Here is a 15,228-nt window from a genome sequence, read left to right as displayed (position 1 = left end):
CGCCACGCCTCCGGCCCCGCACGCGGAGCCGGACACGGTCAGGACCACGCGGGGAGAAGGCCGGGAAAAACGGCACGGCCCCCGCGAGGGATGCTCGCGGGGGCCGTGCCTGCGGGGTCAGAGACCGGCGGCCTTGCGCAGGGCGTCGGCGCGGTCGGTGGCCTCCCAGGAGAACTCGGGACGACCGAAGTGACCGTAGGCGGAGGTCGCCGAGTAGATCGGGCGGAGCAGGTCGAGGTCGCGGATGATCGCGGCCGGGCGCAGGTCGAAGACGCTGAGCACGGCCTCCTGGATCTTCTCGACCGGGACCTTCTCGGTGCCGAAGGTCTCGACGAACACGCCGACCGGGTGCGCCTTGCCGATGGCGTAGGCGACCTGGACCTCGGCGCGGTCCGCCAGCTCCGCGGCCACGATGTTCTTGGCGACCCAGCGCATGGCGTAGGCGGCCGAGCGGTCGACCTTGGACGGGTCCTTGCCGGAGAAGGCGCCGCCGCCGTGACGGGCCATGCCGCCGTAGGTGTCGACGATGATCTTGCGGCCGGTCAGACCGGCGTCGCCCATCGGGCCGCCGATCTCGAAGCGGCCGGTGGGGTTGACCAGCAGCCGGTAGCCCTCGGTCTCGATCTCAAGACCGGCGAGCACCGGGTCGACCACGTGCTCCTTGATGTCCGGGGCGAGCATCTCCTTGAGGTCGATCTCGGCCGCGTGCTGGGTGGAGACGACCACGGTGTCGAGGCGGACCGGCTTGTCGCCGTCGTACTCGATGGTGACCTGGGTCTTGCCGTCGGGGCGGAGGTAGGGGACGGTGCCGTTCTTACGGACCTCCGACAGGCGCTCGGCCAGGCGGTGGGCCAGCTGGATCGGCAGCGGCATCAGCTCGGGGGTCTCACGCGAGGCGTAGCCGAACATCAGGCCCTGGTCGCCCGCGCCCTGGCGGTCGAGCTCGTCGGAGCCCTCGCCCTCACGGGCCTCGTAGGCGGCGTCGACGCCCTGGGCGATGTCGGGCGACTGCGCGCCGATGGACACCGAGACGCCACAGGAGGCGCCGTCGAAGCCCTTGTGCGAGGCGTCGTAACCGATTTCGAGGATCTTCGCCCGGATGAGACCGGGGATGTCGACGTAGGTCTCCGTCGTCACCTCTCCGGCGACGTGGACCTGACCGGTGGTGATCAGCGTCTCGACCGCGACACGGCTCCGGGGGTCTCCCTTGAGCATGGCGTCGAGAATCGCGTCACTGATCTGGTCGGCGATCTTGTCCGGGTGGCCCTCGGTGACCGACTCGGAGGTGAACAGGCGACGGGACAAGTCAGTGGCTCCTCATGCAGCGGCTGCTGGCGTCTGGGACTTCGGGGCACACGGCACCCGAAGCGCTCGCCGAATTCTAGCCCCACCAGGTACGGCGCCGCGAAATCACCCTGAATCCGGCGTGCCCGAATCCTGATGCCTTGCCGTCCAACCAGCCCAAAATCACACTAAACCAACCCATTTACCGGGATATCACGCTACGGACGGCGACCGGAGAGCAGGGTTCAGAGGTCGGGCAGGGGGTCGGCGGGCAGCGTCTCCGGCGCGAAGACCTCGGCGTCCGCGGCGCACACCACCGCCGCGTACTCCTCGTCGATCTCGAAGACCATCCCGCCGAACTCGATGGCCGCGCTCGAGGAGAACTCGACCGGGCCGAGCCGGGTACGGCGCGCGTGCGTCGCGTAGACCGAACTGGGCATGCCGTGGTCGAAGAACTTGGTGGACATCACCAGGATCGACCGGTCGGTGACCACGATGAGGAAGGCCGCCGTCCCCGGCGAGCTCACGGAGAGGGCGGGCAGGACGTAACTGATGTCCTCCCCCGGCGGAAGCAGGGCGCGGCAGCGCGCCCTGACGGCAGCGGAGACCGGCATGGTCGGGAACCCTCCGGGCGTGACGTTCCAGGTCGCTCCGGACGCAGTATCCGCCGCCGGCCGATCTCCGGCAAGGGAGTCAGGCCAGGCGTTCGGCGACGAGGTCCCAGACCACGTCGGCCAGGGCCTCCTTGGGGCCGCGCGGAATCTCGACCCGGCCGCCCTCCGAGGCCAGCACGACCGCCGCGTTGTCAGGTGTCCCGAAGGCGAGATTCTCCCCGACCTGGTTGACGACCAGCAGGTCACAGCCCTTGCGGGCGAGCTTGGCCTGCCCGTTGGCGATCACGTCGTCGGTCTCGGCCGCGAACCCCACGATGACCCGCGGGCTCGGCCCCTCCCCCTGCCTCCGGCGCTCACCCAGCTCAGCAAGGATGTCCGGATTTTTCACCAAATGGATAGGGTCGGGATCGGCCGAGGTCTTCTTGACCTTCGACTCGTTCCGCCGCGCGGGCCTGAAGTCGGCGACGGCGGCGGCCATGACCACGGCGTCGGCCTCCTCGGCCGCCTTCAGCACGGCCTCGCGCAGTTCGAGCGCCGACTCGACCCGGACGACCGTCGCCCCCGCCGGATCGGGCAGTGTGACGTTGGCGGCGACCAGGGTGACCTCCGCGCCGCGGGCCAGGGCCGTACGGGCCAGCGCGTAGCCCTGCAGGCCGGAGGAGCGGTTGCCCAGGAAGCGGACCGGGTCGATGGCCTCGCGGGTGCCCCCCGCCGAGACCACCAGCCTGCGGCCCGCGAGGTCGGCGGGCCTGCCCGCGAGCACGCCCCGGCAGAACTCGAAGATCTCCACGGGGTCGGGCAGCCGTCCCCTGCCCGTGTCGGCGCCGGTGAGGCGGCCGACGGCGGGCTCGACGACGAGCGTGCCGCGCTCGCGGAGGGTCGCCACGTTCGCGCGGGTGGCGGGGTGCTCCCACATCTCGGTGTGCATCGCGGGCGCGAGGACGACCGGGCAGCGCGCGGTGAGCAGCGTGTTGGTCAGCAGGTCGTCGGCCAGCCCGTGGGCGGCCCTGGCCAGCAGGTCCGCGGTCGCGGGCGCGACGACGACCAGGTCGGCGCCCTGGCCGATCCTGACGTGGGGCACCTCGTGCACCGACTCCCAGACGTCGGCGGCGACGGGGTTTCCGGACAGGGCGGCCCAGGTGGGCTCGCCGACGAAGCGCAGGGCCTGCCTGGTGGGCACGACGCGCACGTCGTGGCCCGACTCGGTGAACAGGCGCAGCAGCTCACAGGCCTTGTAGGCGGCGATGCCGCCGCCGACCCCCAGGACGACGGCCGGTCGGCGGCGCGGGCCGGGGACCGCCTGCTCCGCCGGGACGGGCTCCGTCCGGGATCGTTCCGCGAGGGAGGAGGGGAGGGCGGTCTCGCCCTCGCCAGGCGTCCGCATCGGCGGGACTAGCCCTCGATCGGCTCTGAGGTCAGCAGACCCTCACTGACCTCGCGCAGCGCGATGGACAGCGGCTTCTCCTGGGCGTGGGTCTCCACGAGCGGCCCGACGTACTCCAGCAGGCCCTCGCCGAGCTGGGAGTAGTAGGCGTTGATCTGACGGGCGCGCTTCGAACCGAAGATCACCAGACTGTACTTGCTGTCGACGATCTCCAGCAGGGCGTCGATCGACGGGTTGGTGATGCCTTCGGAGTAGGCCGCGTTCGTTGCCACGTTGTGTTTTCCCCTAGTTAGGTGAACGTCCGGGGCTCGAAGCCTCGGGAGCATCAGCCAACAAGGCTATCAGCCTGTGGCATACCTCCTGGACGGACGTGTTCACCAGGGAGAGATCGAACTCCTGCTCCGCGGCCATCTCGATCCGGCCCGCGGCCAGGCGGCGGGCGATGACGTCCTCGGGCTCGGTGCCCCTGCCCCGCAGGCGCTTCTCCAGCTCCTGCCAGCTCGGCGGGGCGAGGAAGACCAGCAGTGCCTCCGGCATGCTCGCCCGGACCTGACGGGCCCCCTGCAGGTCGATCTCCAGAAGCGTGGGCACCCCGGCCGCGAGCTTGGCGAGCACGGGACCACGCGGCGTGCCGTACCGGTTGCCCGCGAACTCCGCCCATTCGAGCAGCTCGCCCGAGGCGGCCAGGCGGTCGAACTCCGCGTCGTCGACGAAGAAGTACTCGACCCCGTGGGTCTCACCCGGCCGGGGCCTCCTGGTGGTCACCGAGACCGACAGCCACACCTGGGGGTGTGCCCGCCGAAGCTCGGCGACGACCGTGGACTTGCCAACGCCTGACGGCCCTGAGAGGACCGTCAGGCGGTTGCCGGTCGGCCCGGGGAAGGCTCCAGCCCCCTCCGGACCTGCGACCGGGGACACGGAGCCGCCGGACCCGCTCTCAGCGGTCTTCCCCGGAGCCCGACTCCCGTCGGACCACGATGTTCCGGTCAACTCCACAACCCCCCGTGATGCCGTTCCCGCGCCAGGCGCGGATGAGCGTGTCCGTACCGGACCGAGACTAGCCCTCGGCCCCGCCGAACTCACGCTCAAGGGACGCCCGCTGGTTGGCTCCCAGGCCCCGCACGCGGCGGGACTCTGCGATGCCAAGCCGCTCCATCAGCTGCTTGGCGCGGACCTTGCCCACGCCGGGGAGCGACTCCAGAAGAGCCGACACCTTCATCTTGCCGATGACGTCGTCAGCCTGCCCGTCTTTGAGCACCTCAGCCAGAGAGATAGCGCCGTGCTTCAGGCGGTTCTTAACCTCGGCACGCTCTCGGCGGGCCTTGGCAGCCTTCTCTAGGGCTGCGGCGCGCTGCTCAGGGGTAAGGGGAGGAAGAGCCACGCCGGGTCACCTCGAATTTCCTGTCGATGTACTCGGACGGGAAGGGAAACTAGCTGGTCATCGCGCTTCAAGCAACGTCAAGACCAGTTTCTTCCCTTAGAAAATCTACTTCGTCACTTTGTGTAGCGTGAAAGTCGCCGAGTGTCGATGAAACAACCCTCAACTCCGTGTTTTACGGGGGCGTGGATCACATCCCGGATCAGGCGTTCCCACCGGCCGAGGAGAGGGCTCTGCGCAGCGCGGCGGCGATTCCCGCGGCGGCCGCGCCGGGGTCGGCGGCGCCGGTGATCGGGCGGCCGATCACCAGAAGATCGGCCCCGTCGGCCAAAGCCCTCTCCGGAGTCGCTACTCTTGCCTGGTCCTGAGTCTCAGAACCGGCGGGGCGGACGCCGGGGGTGATCAGGGTGACGTCCTGGCCGACCTCTGCCCGCACCGCGGCGACCTCGTGGGGTGAGCACACGAGGGCCTGGGCACCCGCGCCCACGGCCAGCGAGGCCAGGCGGCGCACGGCGTCGTCGGGAGAGCCCTCCAGGCCGACGCGCTCCAGATCGGCCGCGGACAGCGACGTGAGCACCGTCACGGCCGCGATCCGGGTGTCGGGCAGCGCCTCGACGGCCGCCCTGATCATGGCGGGGCCTCCGGCCGCGTGGACGGTCAGGATGGCGGGCTTGAGCCGTGCCACGGCCCTGGCCGCGCCGGCGACCGTGTTGGGGATGTCGTGCAGCTTGAGGTCGAGGAAGATCTGGACGCCGCTGGCGCCCCTGACCGAGGCGATCACCTCGGGGCCGTAGCGGAGATAGAGTTCGAGCCCGACCTTCACGGTGCTGACATGCGGGGTGACCATGCCCGCCCAGCGGGCTGCGGTCTCCAGGTCGGGCGCGTCCAGGGCTACGGCGATGGGTGCGGGCGTCACAGGGAACTCTCCTCCAGGTCTATCCGGTTCCGGGCGGAAGCGCCCGGCGGGCGATGGGCCAGCCCGACCGCGTCGGCCAGCCGGTGGAAACCGCGCGCCGCCAGGAGCTCCTCAAGCTCTCTCAGGACACGCAGGCAGGCGTAGGGGTCGTGGAACAGGGCGGTGCCGACGGCGACGACGCAGGCGCCCGCCAGGATGAGCTCGAAGGCGTCCCTGCCGGTCAGCACGCCGCCCATGCCGATGATGGGCACGCTGGGCAGCGCCGCGTGCACCTGCCACACGCAGCGTACGGCCAGCGGCCTGATGGCCGGTCCCGACAGGCCGCCGGTGACCGCGGCCAGGGAGGGCCGCATGGCCTCGGTGTCGATGCTCATGCCGATCGGGCTGTTGATCATCGAGAGGGCGTCGGCGCCGCCGTCGACGCACGCCCTGGCCACACTCACGATGTCCATCACGTCCGGCGACAGCTTGGCCACGACCGGCACGTCGTAACGCATGACCGAGCGGACGGAGGCGACCACCTCGGCGGAGGCGGCCCCGTCACGGGCGAAGACCCTGCCCCGGTCCTCGATGTTGGGGCAGGACAGGTTGACCTCGACGGCGGTCACCCCGGGGGCGTCGGTGAGCCTGCGGGCCAGCGCGGTGTACTCGGCGACGGTTCCGCCCCCGATGGAGACCACGGTCCTTATCCCCCGCTGGGCCAGCCAGGGCAGCTCGCGTTCCAGGAAGGCGTCCATGCCCGGCCCCTGCAGGCCGACGGCGTTGAGCAGCCCCGAGGGGGTCTCGGCGACCCTGGGGGTCGGCCTGCCCGCCCTGGGGGCCATGGTGATCGATCTGGTCGTCAGGGCGCCGATCCTGGCCAGGTCGAAGAACTGGGCCAGCTCGGCCCCCGAGGCGGCGCACCCCGCGGCCGTGGTCATGGGGTTGGCCAGTTCCACGTGCCCCAGGTAGGTCCGCATGTCAACCGACATTCCGTGTTCCCCCACCCGGCGCTCCCAGCGCGTCGAACGGGATCGTCCCCACGTCGTCGAAGCGGACGCGCTCGCCTCTGAAGACCGGTCCTTCGACGCACGAGCGCACCATCCGGGTGACGCCGTCGTCTCCGATGACCGGCAGCACACACGTCATGCACACGCCGATCCCGCAGGCCATCCGTTCCTCGACGGCCACCTGCACCGGGATGTCGAACTCGACCGCGACGGCGGTGACGCCGCGCAGCGTCTCCATCGGGCCGCACGCGTAGACCGCGTCCGCCCTGACGTCGGCGATCACACCGGGCAGCACGTCGGCCACTCTGCCGCGCATACCGAGGGAACCGTCCTCCGTGGTCAGGGTGGTCGTCTCTCCCATCCTCCTGGCGCGCAGCGCGCCGAAGACCCGGTCGGCCGAGGCCGCGCCGAGCACGAAGTCGACGCGGCAGCCGCGCTGCTGGAGGGTGTCGGCCACGGTGAACAGTGTCGCCGAGCCGTACTCGGCGCCGACCAGGACGCAGGTCGCGGGGTCGCGGGGCAGCGGGAACGGCCTGCCGAGCGGGCCGACCAGGTCGAGGGTGTCGCGGGCACGGCGCTCGGCGAGCCAGGCCGTGCCCGGCCCCCTGACGGTGAAGACGAACTCGACCGTGCCGCCGTAGTCGGGTTTGACGTCGTGGACGAAGAAGACCCGGCGCGTCAGCATCGACGTCTGCGGCCCGCCGACGGCGACCGAGACGAAGTGGCCCGGCCTGAACCGCTCGGCGACGCCGGGCGCGACCACGGTCAGCGCGTGGTAGGCGTCGACCCGGCGCGTCGTCAGCACCGTGCCCGTCACCTGCACGGGAGTAACAGCCGTCTCTCTCACCTCCGCCTAGGCGTCGACCCCGCAGGTGTTCTCGTCTCCGTGACGTCCGGTCCCTCGCACGGCGCGGAGCGGGCCCCGCGGCCTGCCGCCGCTCACCCGTCCCGCCTGCCGGACGCGCCCGCGGTCCGCGTCCGGCTCCTCATTCTCCACGCCCGGGACCGGTCCTCGTCCGCCGCGGGAGGACCACCGGGCCGAACCGGGCCGGCTCAGCCCCGCAGCCGCCGCGCGTGCTCCTGCAGCGACCGCACGCCCACGTCACCGCGGACGATGGCCTGGATGCCCTGTACGGCCGCCGCCAGCCCCTGGACGGTCGTGATGCAGGGCACGCCCCGCAGCACCGCCGCGGTGCGGATCTCGTAGCCGTCCAGCCTGGGTCCGGACTGGCCGGGGCTGCCGAAGGGCGTGTTCACGATGAGGTCCACCTCACCGTCCAGGATGCGCCCGCCGATGGTCGGCTCCCCGTCGGGCCCCGGCCCCTCGCTCTGCTTGCGCACGACCTTGGCCTGGACGCCGTTGCGGTGCAGCACCTCGGCGGTCCCCTCGGTGGCGAGGATCTCGAAGCCGAGATCGGCCAGCGCCTTGACCGGGAAGACCATCGCGCGCTTGTCGCGGTTGGCGACCGAGACGAACGCCCTTCCCTTGGTGGGCAGCGAGCCGTAGGCGGCGGCCTGCGACTTGGCGTAGGCGGTGCCGAAGAACTCGTCGATGCCCATGACCTCGCCGGTCGAGCGCATCTCGGGGCCGAGCACGGTGTCGACGCCCCTGAACCGGTTGAACGGCAGCACGGCCTCCTTGACCGCGATGGGCGCGTCGAGCGGCAGGGTGCCGCCGTCGCCCTCCGCCGGGAGCATGCCCTCGGCGCGCAGCTCGGCCACGGTGGCGCCCATCATCACCCTGGCCGCCGCCTTGGCCAGCGGGACCGCGGTCGCCTTGGAGACGAACGGCACCGTACGGCTGGCCCTGGGGTTGGCCTCCAGGACGTACAGGATGTTGGCCGACAGGGCGTACTGCACGTTCAGCAGGCCCCGCACGCCCACGCCCCTGGCGATCGCCTCGGTCGCGGCGCGGATGCGCTTGATGTCGTGGCTGCCGAGCGTCATGGGGGGCAGCGAGCAGGCCGAGTCGCCGGAGTGGATGCCGGCTTCCTCGATGTGCTCCATCACGCCGCCGAGGTAGAGCTCCTCGCCGTCGAACAGGGCGTCCACGTCGATCTCGACGGCCTCGTCGAGGAACTTGTCCACCAGGACCGGGTGGTCGCTGGCCGCGCCCGCCCTGGCCATGTAGGTGGACAGCGTGCTGTCGTCGTAGACGATGGCCATGCCCGCGCCGCCGAGGACGTAGGAGGGCCGGACCAGCACCGGGTAGCCGATCTCCTCGGCGATCTCCAGCGCCTCCTCGACCGTGACGGCGGTGCCGTGCTTGGGCGCGGGCAGCCCGGCCTCGGCCAGGACCCGGCCGAACGCGCCGCGCTCCTCGGCGAGGTGGATCGACTCGGGCGAGGTGCCGACGATCGGCACCCCGGCGTCCTTGAGCGCCTGGGCCAGGCCGAGCGGGGTCTGGCCGCCGAGCTGGACGATGACGCCCGCGACGGGGCCGCTCTGCTGCTCGGCGTGGACGACCTCCAGGACGTCCTCCAGGGTGAGCGGCTCGAAGTAGAGCCGGTCGGAGGTGTCGTAGTCGGTCGAGACGGTCTCCGGGTTGCAGTTGACCATGACGGTCTCGTATCCGGCGGCCGAAAGCTCGAAGGAGGCGTGCACGCAGGCGTAGTCGAACTCGATGCCCTGGCCGATGCGGTTGGGCCCGGAGCCGAGGATGAGGACCTTGGGGCGATCGCCCTGCGGGACCTCGGTCTCCTCGTCGTAGGTGGAGTAGAGGTAGGGGGTCTGGGCGGCGAACTCGGCCGCGCAGGTGTCCACGGTGTTGTAGACGGGCCGTACGCCCAGCGCGTGCCGCAGGGCGCGGATCCCGGGCTCGTCGGCTCCGCGCAGCTCGGCGATCTGCGTGTCGCTGAAGCCGTACCGCTTGGCCCTGACGAGGATCTCGGCGGTGAGGTCCTCCGCCTGGCGCACCTCGGCGGCGATCTCGTCGATCGCGTAGAGCTGGTCGAGGAACCACGGGTCGACCGCGGTCGCCTCGAACAGCTCCTCGGCCGTGGCGCCCGCGCGGATGGCCTGCTGCATGGTCCGCAGCCTGCCGTCGTGCGGCGTACGGCAGGCGGTCAGCAGCGCGTCCTTGTCGCCGGGCTCCCCGGCCCAGGTGAAGGTCGACTCCTTCTTCTCCAGGGACCGCAGGGCCTTCTGCAGGGCCTCGGGGAAGGACCTGCCGATGGCCATGGCCTCGCCGACCGACTTCATGTGGGTCGTCAGGGTCTGGTCGGCCCCGGCGAACTTCTCGAAGGCGAAGCGCGGCACCTTGACCACGATGTAGTCGAGCGAGGGCTCGAAGGAGGCCGGGGTCTCCCTGGTGATGTCGTTGGGGATCTCGTCCAGGGTGTAGCCGACGGCCAGCTTGGCGGCGATCTTGGCGATCGGGAAGCCGGTGGCCTTGGAGGCCAGGGCGCTGGAGCGGGAGACGCGGGGGTTCATCTCGATGACGATCATGCGCCCGGTGGCCGGGTTCACCGCGAACTGGATGTTGCAGCCGCCGGTGTCGACGCCGACCTCGCGGATGACCGCGATGGCGACGTCGCGCATGTTCTGGTATTCGCGGTCGGTGAGGGTCAGCGCGGGGGCCACGGTGACGCTGTCGCCGGTGTGCACGCCCATCGGGTCGAGGTTCTCGATGGAGCAGACGATGACGACGTTGTCCGCCTTGTCGCGCATGACCTCCAGCTCGTACTCCTTCCAGCCGAGGATGGACTCCTCAAGGAGCACCTCGGTCGTCGGGGAGGCGTCCAGGCCGGCGCCGGCGATCCTGCGCAGGCCCTCCTCGTCGTGGGCGAAGCCGGAGCCGACGCCGCCCATGGTGAAGGAGGGCCGCACGACCAGCGGGTAGCCGAGCTCGCCCGCGGCGGCCAGGCACTCGTCCATGGTGTGGCAGACGAACGAGCGGGCCGACTCGGCGTTGAGACCGTGCTCGGCGGCGACCTTGGTCACGATGTCCTTGAACATCTCGCGGTTCTCGCCCGCCTGGATGGCGTCCACGTCCGCGCCGATCAGCTCGACCTCGTACTTGGCCAGGACACCGGCCTCGTGCAGGGCGATCGCGGTGTTGAGCGCGGTCTGGCCGCCCAGGGTGGGCAGCAGCGCGTCGGGGCGCTCCTTGGCGATGATCTTCTCGACGATCTCCGGGGTGATCGGCTCGACGTAGGTCGCGTCGGCGAACTCGGGGTCCGTCATGATCGTGGCCGGGTTGCTGTTGACGAGGATCACGCGGAAGCCCTCGGCGCGCAGCACGCGGCAGGCCTGGGTGCCCGAGTAGTCGAACTCGCAGGCCTGCCCGATCACGATCGGCCCCGAGCCGATCACCATGACCGACTGGATGTCCGTACGCTTAGGCACCCTTGTTCCCCCTCGTCGTGTTCCCTGTCTCTTCCTGCGTCGCTTCCATCAGGGCGCAGAAGCGGTCGAACAGCCCGGCGGAGTCGTGCGGGCCCGCCGCGGCCTCCGGGTGGTACTGGACGCTGAAGGCCGGCCTGTCGATCAGCCGCAGTCCCTCGACGCAGTCGTCGTTGAGGTTGACGTGGCTGACCTCCGCCGGGCCGTACGGCGTGTCGAAGGAGCCGTCGAGCGGGGCCCGTACGGCGAAGCCGTGGTTGTGCGCGGAGATCTCCACCTTGCCGGTGCGGCGGTCCTGGACGGGCTGGTTGACCCCGCGGTGGCCGTAGCGCAGCTTGTAGGTGCCGAGCCCGAGGGCGCGGCCGAAGATCTGGTTGCCGAAGCAGATGCCGAAGAACGGCTTGCCCGCCTCCAGGACGCCGCGCAGCGCCTCGACCTGGTGGTCGGCGGTGGCCGGGTCGCCGGGGCCGTTGGAGAAGAACACCCCGTCGGGGTCGAGGGCGAGGATGTCCTCTGCGGTGCTGGAGGCGGGCAGGACGTGCACCTCGCAGCCGCGCTCGGCCATCCGGTGCGGGGTCATCGCCTTGATGCCGAGGTCGACGGCGGCGACCGTGAAGCGCTTTGCCCCGACCGCCGGCACCACGTACGGCTGGGCGGTCGAGACGGCCTCGGCGAGGTCGGCGCCCTCCATGGCGGGGCTGTTCCTGACCCGGGCGAGGAGTTCCTCCACCGGCGCGAGGGCCTCGCCGGAGAAGACGCCCGCGCGCATGGCGCCGCGTTCACGCAGGTGGCGGGTGAGGGCGCGGGTGCCGGGGATGGCGATGCCGACGACGCCCTGGTCCCTCAGGTAGTCGTCGAGGGAGCGCCTCGAACGCCAGTTTGAGGGGATGCGGGCGGGTTCGCGGACCACGTAGCCGGAGACCCAGACGCGCGAGGACTCGGGGTCCTCGTCGTTGACCCCCGTGTTGCCGATGTGCGGCGCGGTCATCGCGACGATCTGGCGGTGGTAGGAGGGGTCGGTGAGCGTCTCCTGGTAGCCGGTCATCCCGGTGTTGAAGACCATCTCGCCGAAGGTCTCACCTTGGGCCCCGTAGGGGGTCCCGTGGAAGACGCGGCCGTCTTCCAGCACTAGCACTGCGGTCACTCGAACACCCCGATCATCTCGGTCATTGCTCCGCAAAGTATGAAATATCTGGCGCACCTGAGAGGTGTCTCTCCATGATGTGGGACGGCCTCGCGCCACCCGCGGCGACACCCTGCGACTGCGGGGTCGCGACGGCGCCCTGACGCCGCCGGGGCGACGCCGGGACGGCACAGCCGTACGGCAGGCCCGCTCGGGCCGGGCCTCACGCGATCTTTCCGTCCAGGACGGTCGGCCTGCCGCGCAGGAAGGTCGCCACGACCCTGCCGGGCAGGCTCCTGCCCTGGTAGGGGGTGTTGCGGCTCTTGGAGGCGTATCCGGCCGGGTCGACCTCGGCGCGCGCGGCCGGGTCGTAGAGGGTGACGTTGGCCGGGGCCCCCACCTCGATCGGCCCGCCGTGCTCGGCCACCCGGCCGATCCTGGCCGGGGCGGACGACATGCGCTCGGCCACACCCGCCCAGTCGAGCAGCCCGGTCTCGACCATGGCCTCCTGCACGACGGACAGCGCGGTCTCCAGGCCGATCATGCCCATGGCCGCGGCGGCCCACTCGGTCTCCTTGTCCTCCACCGGGTGCGGGGCGTGGTCGGTGGCGACGCAGTCGATCGTGCCGTCGGCCAGGCCCGCGCGCAGCGCCTCGACGTCGGCGCGGGTGCGCAGCGGCGGGTTCACCTTGTAGATGGGGTTGTAGGAGCCGACCGGGGAGTCCTCGACGAGGTCGTCGGTCAGGAGCAGGTGGTGCGGGGTCACCTCGGCGGTGACGTCCCAGCCCTTCGACTTGGCCCAGCGGACGATCTCGACCGAGCCCGCGGTGGACAGGTGGCACACGTGCAGGCGTGAGCCGACGTGCGCGGCGAGCAGGCAGTCGCGGGCGATGATCGCCTCCTCGGCGACCGCGGGCCAGCCGGTCAGCCCGAGCCTGCCGGAGACCGCGCCCTCGTTCATCTGCGCGTCCTTGGTCAGGCGCGGCTCCTGGGCGTGCTGGGCGACCACGCCGTCGAAGGCCTTGACGTACTCCAGGGCGCGGCGCATGAGCACCGCGTCGGAGACGCACCTGCCGTCGTCGGAGAAGACGCGCACCCGCGCGGCCGAGTCGGCCATCGCGCCGAGTTCGGCCAGGCGCTCGCCGTCGAGCCCGACGGTGACGGCGCCGACCGGGCGCACGTCGCAGTGGCCCGCCTCCTGGCCGAGGCGCCAGACCTGCTCGACGACGCCCGCGGTGTCGGCGACCGGGTCGGTGTTGGCCATGGCGTGCACGGCGGTGTAACCGCCGAGCGCGGCGGCGCGGGTGCCGCTCTCCACGGTCTCGGCGTCCTCGCGGCCCGGCTCGCGCAGGTGGGTGTGCAGGTCGACCAGGCCGGGCAGCGCGATGAGCCCGGCGGCGTCGACGGTCTCGTCCCCGCTCAGGTCCTGGCCGATCTCGGCGAAGACTCCGTCGCGGATCAGGATGTCGGCGGGCTCTCCGCCGAGGATCCTGGCGCCCTTGATGACGATGGTCTTCACTGGATCTCTCCTCCGAGGTCGGCGCCGCCGAGCAGCAGGTAAAGGACGGCCATGCGGGTGGTCACACCGTTGGTGACCTGTTCGACGATCGTCGAGCGGGGCGAGTCGGCCACCTCCGCCGCGATCTCCATGCCCCGGTTCATCGGGCCTGGGTGCATCACGATGGCCTCGTCGTGCAGCCGGGCGACGCGCTCGCGGTCGAGGCCGTAGCGGCGGCTGTACTCCCGCTCGGTGGGGAAGAAGGCGGCGTTCATCCGCTCGCGCTGCACGCGCAGCATCATCACCACGTCGGACTTGGGCAGCACGGCGTCGAGGTCGTAGGAGACCTCACAGGGCCAGGATCCGACGCTCACCGGCAGCAGGGTCGGCGGGGCGACCAGGGTCACCTCTGCGCCGAGCGTGGCCAGCAGGAGCACGTTGGAGCGGGCGACCCTGCTGTGCAGGACGTCGCCGACGATGGTGACCTTCCTGCCGTCGAGCGAGCCGAGGCGGCGGCGCATGGTGAAGGCGTCGAGCAGGGCCTGGGTCGGGTGCTCGTGGGTGCCGTCCCCGGCGTTGACGACGCTGCCGCGCACCCAGTTCGCCAGGCGGTGCGGGGCGCCCGAGGCGCCGTGCCTGATGACGACGGCGTCGGCGCCCATGGCCTCCAGGGTGAGCGCGGTGTCCTTCAGCGACTCCCCCTTGGAGACGCTCGACCCCTTGGCGGAGAAGTTGATGACGTCGGCGGACAGGCGCTTGGCCGCGGCCTCGAAGGAGATGCGGGTGCGGGTGGAGTCCTCGAAGAAGAGGTTGACCACCGTACGGCCACGCAGGGTCGGCAGCTTCTTGATGGAACGTTCCGAGATCTTCGCCAGTTCGTCGGCGGTGTCCAGGATCAGCAGGGCGTCGTCACGGCTCAGGTCGGCCGCCGAGATCAGGTGCCGCTTCACTTGTCGTCTTCCTTCAGCAGCAGGACGGCGTCGCGGCCGTCGTTCTCCTCCAGGTAGACCTTGACGATCTCGGACTTGGAGGTCGGGAGGTTCTTGCCCACGTAGTCGGCCCTGATCGGCAGCTCCCTGTGGCCCCGGTCCACCAGGGCGGCGAGCTGGACGGCCTGCGGACGGCCCAGGTCGTTGAGGGCGTCGAGGGCGGAGCGGACGGTGCGGCCCGAGTAGAGGACGTCGTCGACGAGGACGACGATCCTGCCGTCGATGCCGTCGGCGGGCACCTCGGTGCGGCCGAGCGCGCGGGCGGGCCGCAGGCGCAGGTCGTCGCGGTACATGGTGACGTCGAGGGACCCGACCGGCACGGAACGGCCTTCGAACTGCCTGATGTAGCCGGCCAGGCGGCGGGCCAGGTGAACGCCCCTGGTGGGGATCCCCAGCAGGACGATGTCCTCGGCGCCCTTGGTGCGTTCGAGGATCTCGTGGGAGATGCGGATCAGCGCGCGATTGATGTCGGGTCCTTCGAGGACCGCGTGCGCGCCACCGCGGGCATGCGAAACGGCATCAGCCAATGCGAACACCACCTTTCCCGCCTCACGGGACGGGTCTTAAAGGAAGCTGACGTCCTCACGTTAGCAGCCGCCCGGCGATGCTCCTGAAGCACCCCCTTGACCCTCCAACCACGACAAACCACACATACATCCCAGATGCCTACAATCCGGATATTTCATGGTATTGATCAACACCTCTGGAC

The 15,228-nt window shown here is 70.9% G+C and carries 14 protein-coding genes; all 14 read right to left on the bottom strand.

The features are described 5' to 3' along the window. Window positions 1-117: 117 nt before the first annotated feature. A complete protein-coding gene (gene metK / locus ACIBVQ_RS02980; RefSeq protein ID WP_352008956.1) occupies window positions 118-1,305 on the bottom strand; it encodes a methionine adenosyltransferase in 1,188 nt (395 codons plus the stop codon). A 224-nt stretch (window positions 1,306-1,529) separates the two neighbouring features. Beyond that, window positions 1,530-1,898, bottom strand: coding sequence for a hypothetical protein (locus ACIBVQ_RS02975; protein WP_352008955.1), 369 nt, complete (start codon window positions 1,896-1,898; stop codon window positions 1,530-1,532). Between the two features lie 79 nt (window positions 1,899-1,977). Beyond that, entirely contained in the window at window positions 1,978-3,282 is a 1,305-nt protein-coding gene (gene coaBC, locus ACIBVQ_RS02970; protein WP_399175226.1) for a bifunctional phosphopantothenoylcysteine decarboxylase/phosphopantothenate--cysteine ligase CoaBC, read from the bottom strand. A gap of 8 nt (window positions 3,283-3,290) precedes the next feature. Beyond that, a complete protein-coding gene (gene rpoZ / locus ACIBVQ_RS02965; RefSeq protein WP_352008953.1) occupies window positions 3,291-3,554 on the bottom strand; it encodes a DNA-directed RNA polymerase subunit omega in 264 nt (87 codons plus the stop codon). A gap of 13 nt (window positions 3,555-3,567) precedes the next feature. Further along, window positions 3,568-4,200: a guanylate kinase gene (gene gmk / locus ACIBVQ_RS02960; protein ID WP_399175224.1), complete on the bottom strand. Its 633-nt coding sequence runs from the start codon at window positions 4,198-4,200 to the stop codon at window positions 3,568-3,570. 139 nt (window positions 4,201-4,339) lie between these two features. Next, entirely contained in the window at window positions 4,340-4,663 is a 324-nt protein-coding gene (mihF, locus tag ACIBVQ_RS02955) for an integration host factor, actinobacterial type (RefSeq protein WP_184714603.1), read from the bottom strand. 199 nt (window positions 4,664-4,862) lie between these two features. Further along, window positions 4,863-5,576: an orotidine-5'-phosphate decarboxylase gene (pyrF, locus tag ACIBVQ_RS02950; RefSeq protein ID WP_399175221.1), complete on the bottom strand. Its 714-nt coding sequence runs from the start codon at window positions 5,574-5,576 to the stop codon at window positions 4,863-4,865. Next, window positions 5,573-6,547 carry a dihydroorotate dehydrogenase gene (locus tag ACIBVQ_RS02945; RefSeq protein ID WP_352008950.1) on the bottom strand — a complete coding sequence of 325 codons (975 nt, stop codon included), beginning with the start codon at window positions 6,545-6,547 and terminating at the stop codon, window positions 5,573-5,575. Before ACIBVQ_RS02945 ends, pyrF begins: the two co-directional genes overlap by 4 nt. Further along, on the bottom strand, window positions 6,537-7,388 hold the full coding sequence (locus tag ACIBVQ_RS02940) for a dihydroorotate dehydrogenase electron transfer subunit (protein WP_399175219.1): 852 nt from the start codon (window positions 7,386-7,388) through the stop codon (window positions 6,537-6,539). Before ACIBVQ_RS02940 ends, ACIBVQ_RS02945 begins: the two co-directional genes overlap by 11 nt. A 230-nt stretch (window positions 7,389-7,618) precedes the next feature. Continuing rightward, window positions 7,619-10,912 carry a carbamoyl-phosphate synthase large subunit gene (carB, locus tag ACIBVQ_RS02935; RefSeq protein ID WP_362910399.1) on the bottom strand — a complete coding sequence of 1,098 codons (3,294 nt, stop codon included), beginning with the start codon at window positions 10,910-10,912 and terminating at the stop codon, window positions 7,619-7,621. Continuing rightward, window positions 10,905-12,053 (bottom strand): glutamine-hydrolyzing carbamoyl-phosphate synthase small subunit, encoded by a 1,149-nt coding sequence (gene carA, locus ACIBVQ_RS02930; protein ID WP_352008948.1) that lies wholly within the window; start codon window positions 12,051-12,053, stop codon window positions 10,905-10,907. The genes carB and carA overlap by 8 nt, the downstream gene beginning before the upstream one ends. Window positions 12,054-12,255: 202 nt before the next feature. Then, entirely contained in the window at window positions 12,256-13,551 is a 1,296-nt protein-coding gene (locus ACIBVQ_RS02925) for a dihydroorotase (RefSeq protein WP_399175216.1), read from the bottom strand. After that, complete coding sequence (locus tag ACIBVQ_RS02920; RefSeq protein WP_362910403.1) at window positions 13,548-14,480, bottom strand: aspartate carbamoyltransferase catalytic subunit; 933 nt, start codon at window positions 14,478-14,480, stop codon at window positions 13,548-13,550. Before ACIBVQ_RS02920 ends, ACIBVQ_RS02925 begins: the two co-directional genes overlap by 4 nt. After that, window positions 14,477-15,046, bottom strand: coding sequence for a bifunctional pyr operon transcriptional regulator/uracil phosphoribosyltransferase PyrR (pyrR, locus tag ACIBVQ_RS02915; RefSeq protein WP_352008945.1), 570 nt, complete (start codon window positions 15,044-15,046; stop codon window positions 14,477-14,479). Before pyrR ends, ACIBVQ_RS02920 begins: the two co-directional genes overlap by 4 nt. Window positions 15,047-15,228 lie beyond the last annotated feature (182 nt).

The organism is Streptosporangium sp. NPDC049376 (genome assembly GCF_044466505.1).
GTDB lineage: Bacteria > Actinomycetota > Actinomycetes > Streptosporangiales > Streptosporangiaceae > Streptosporangium.
The sequence above is the reverse complement of the archived record's forward strand: the minus strand, read 5'-3'. Positions and strand labels throughout refer to the sequence as shown.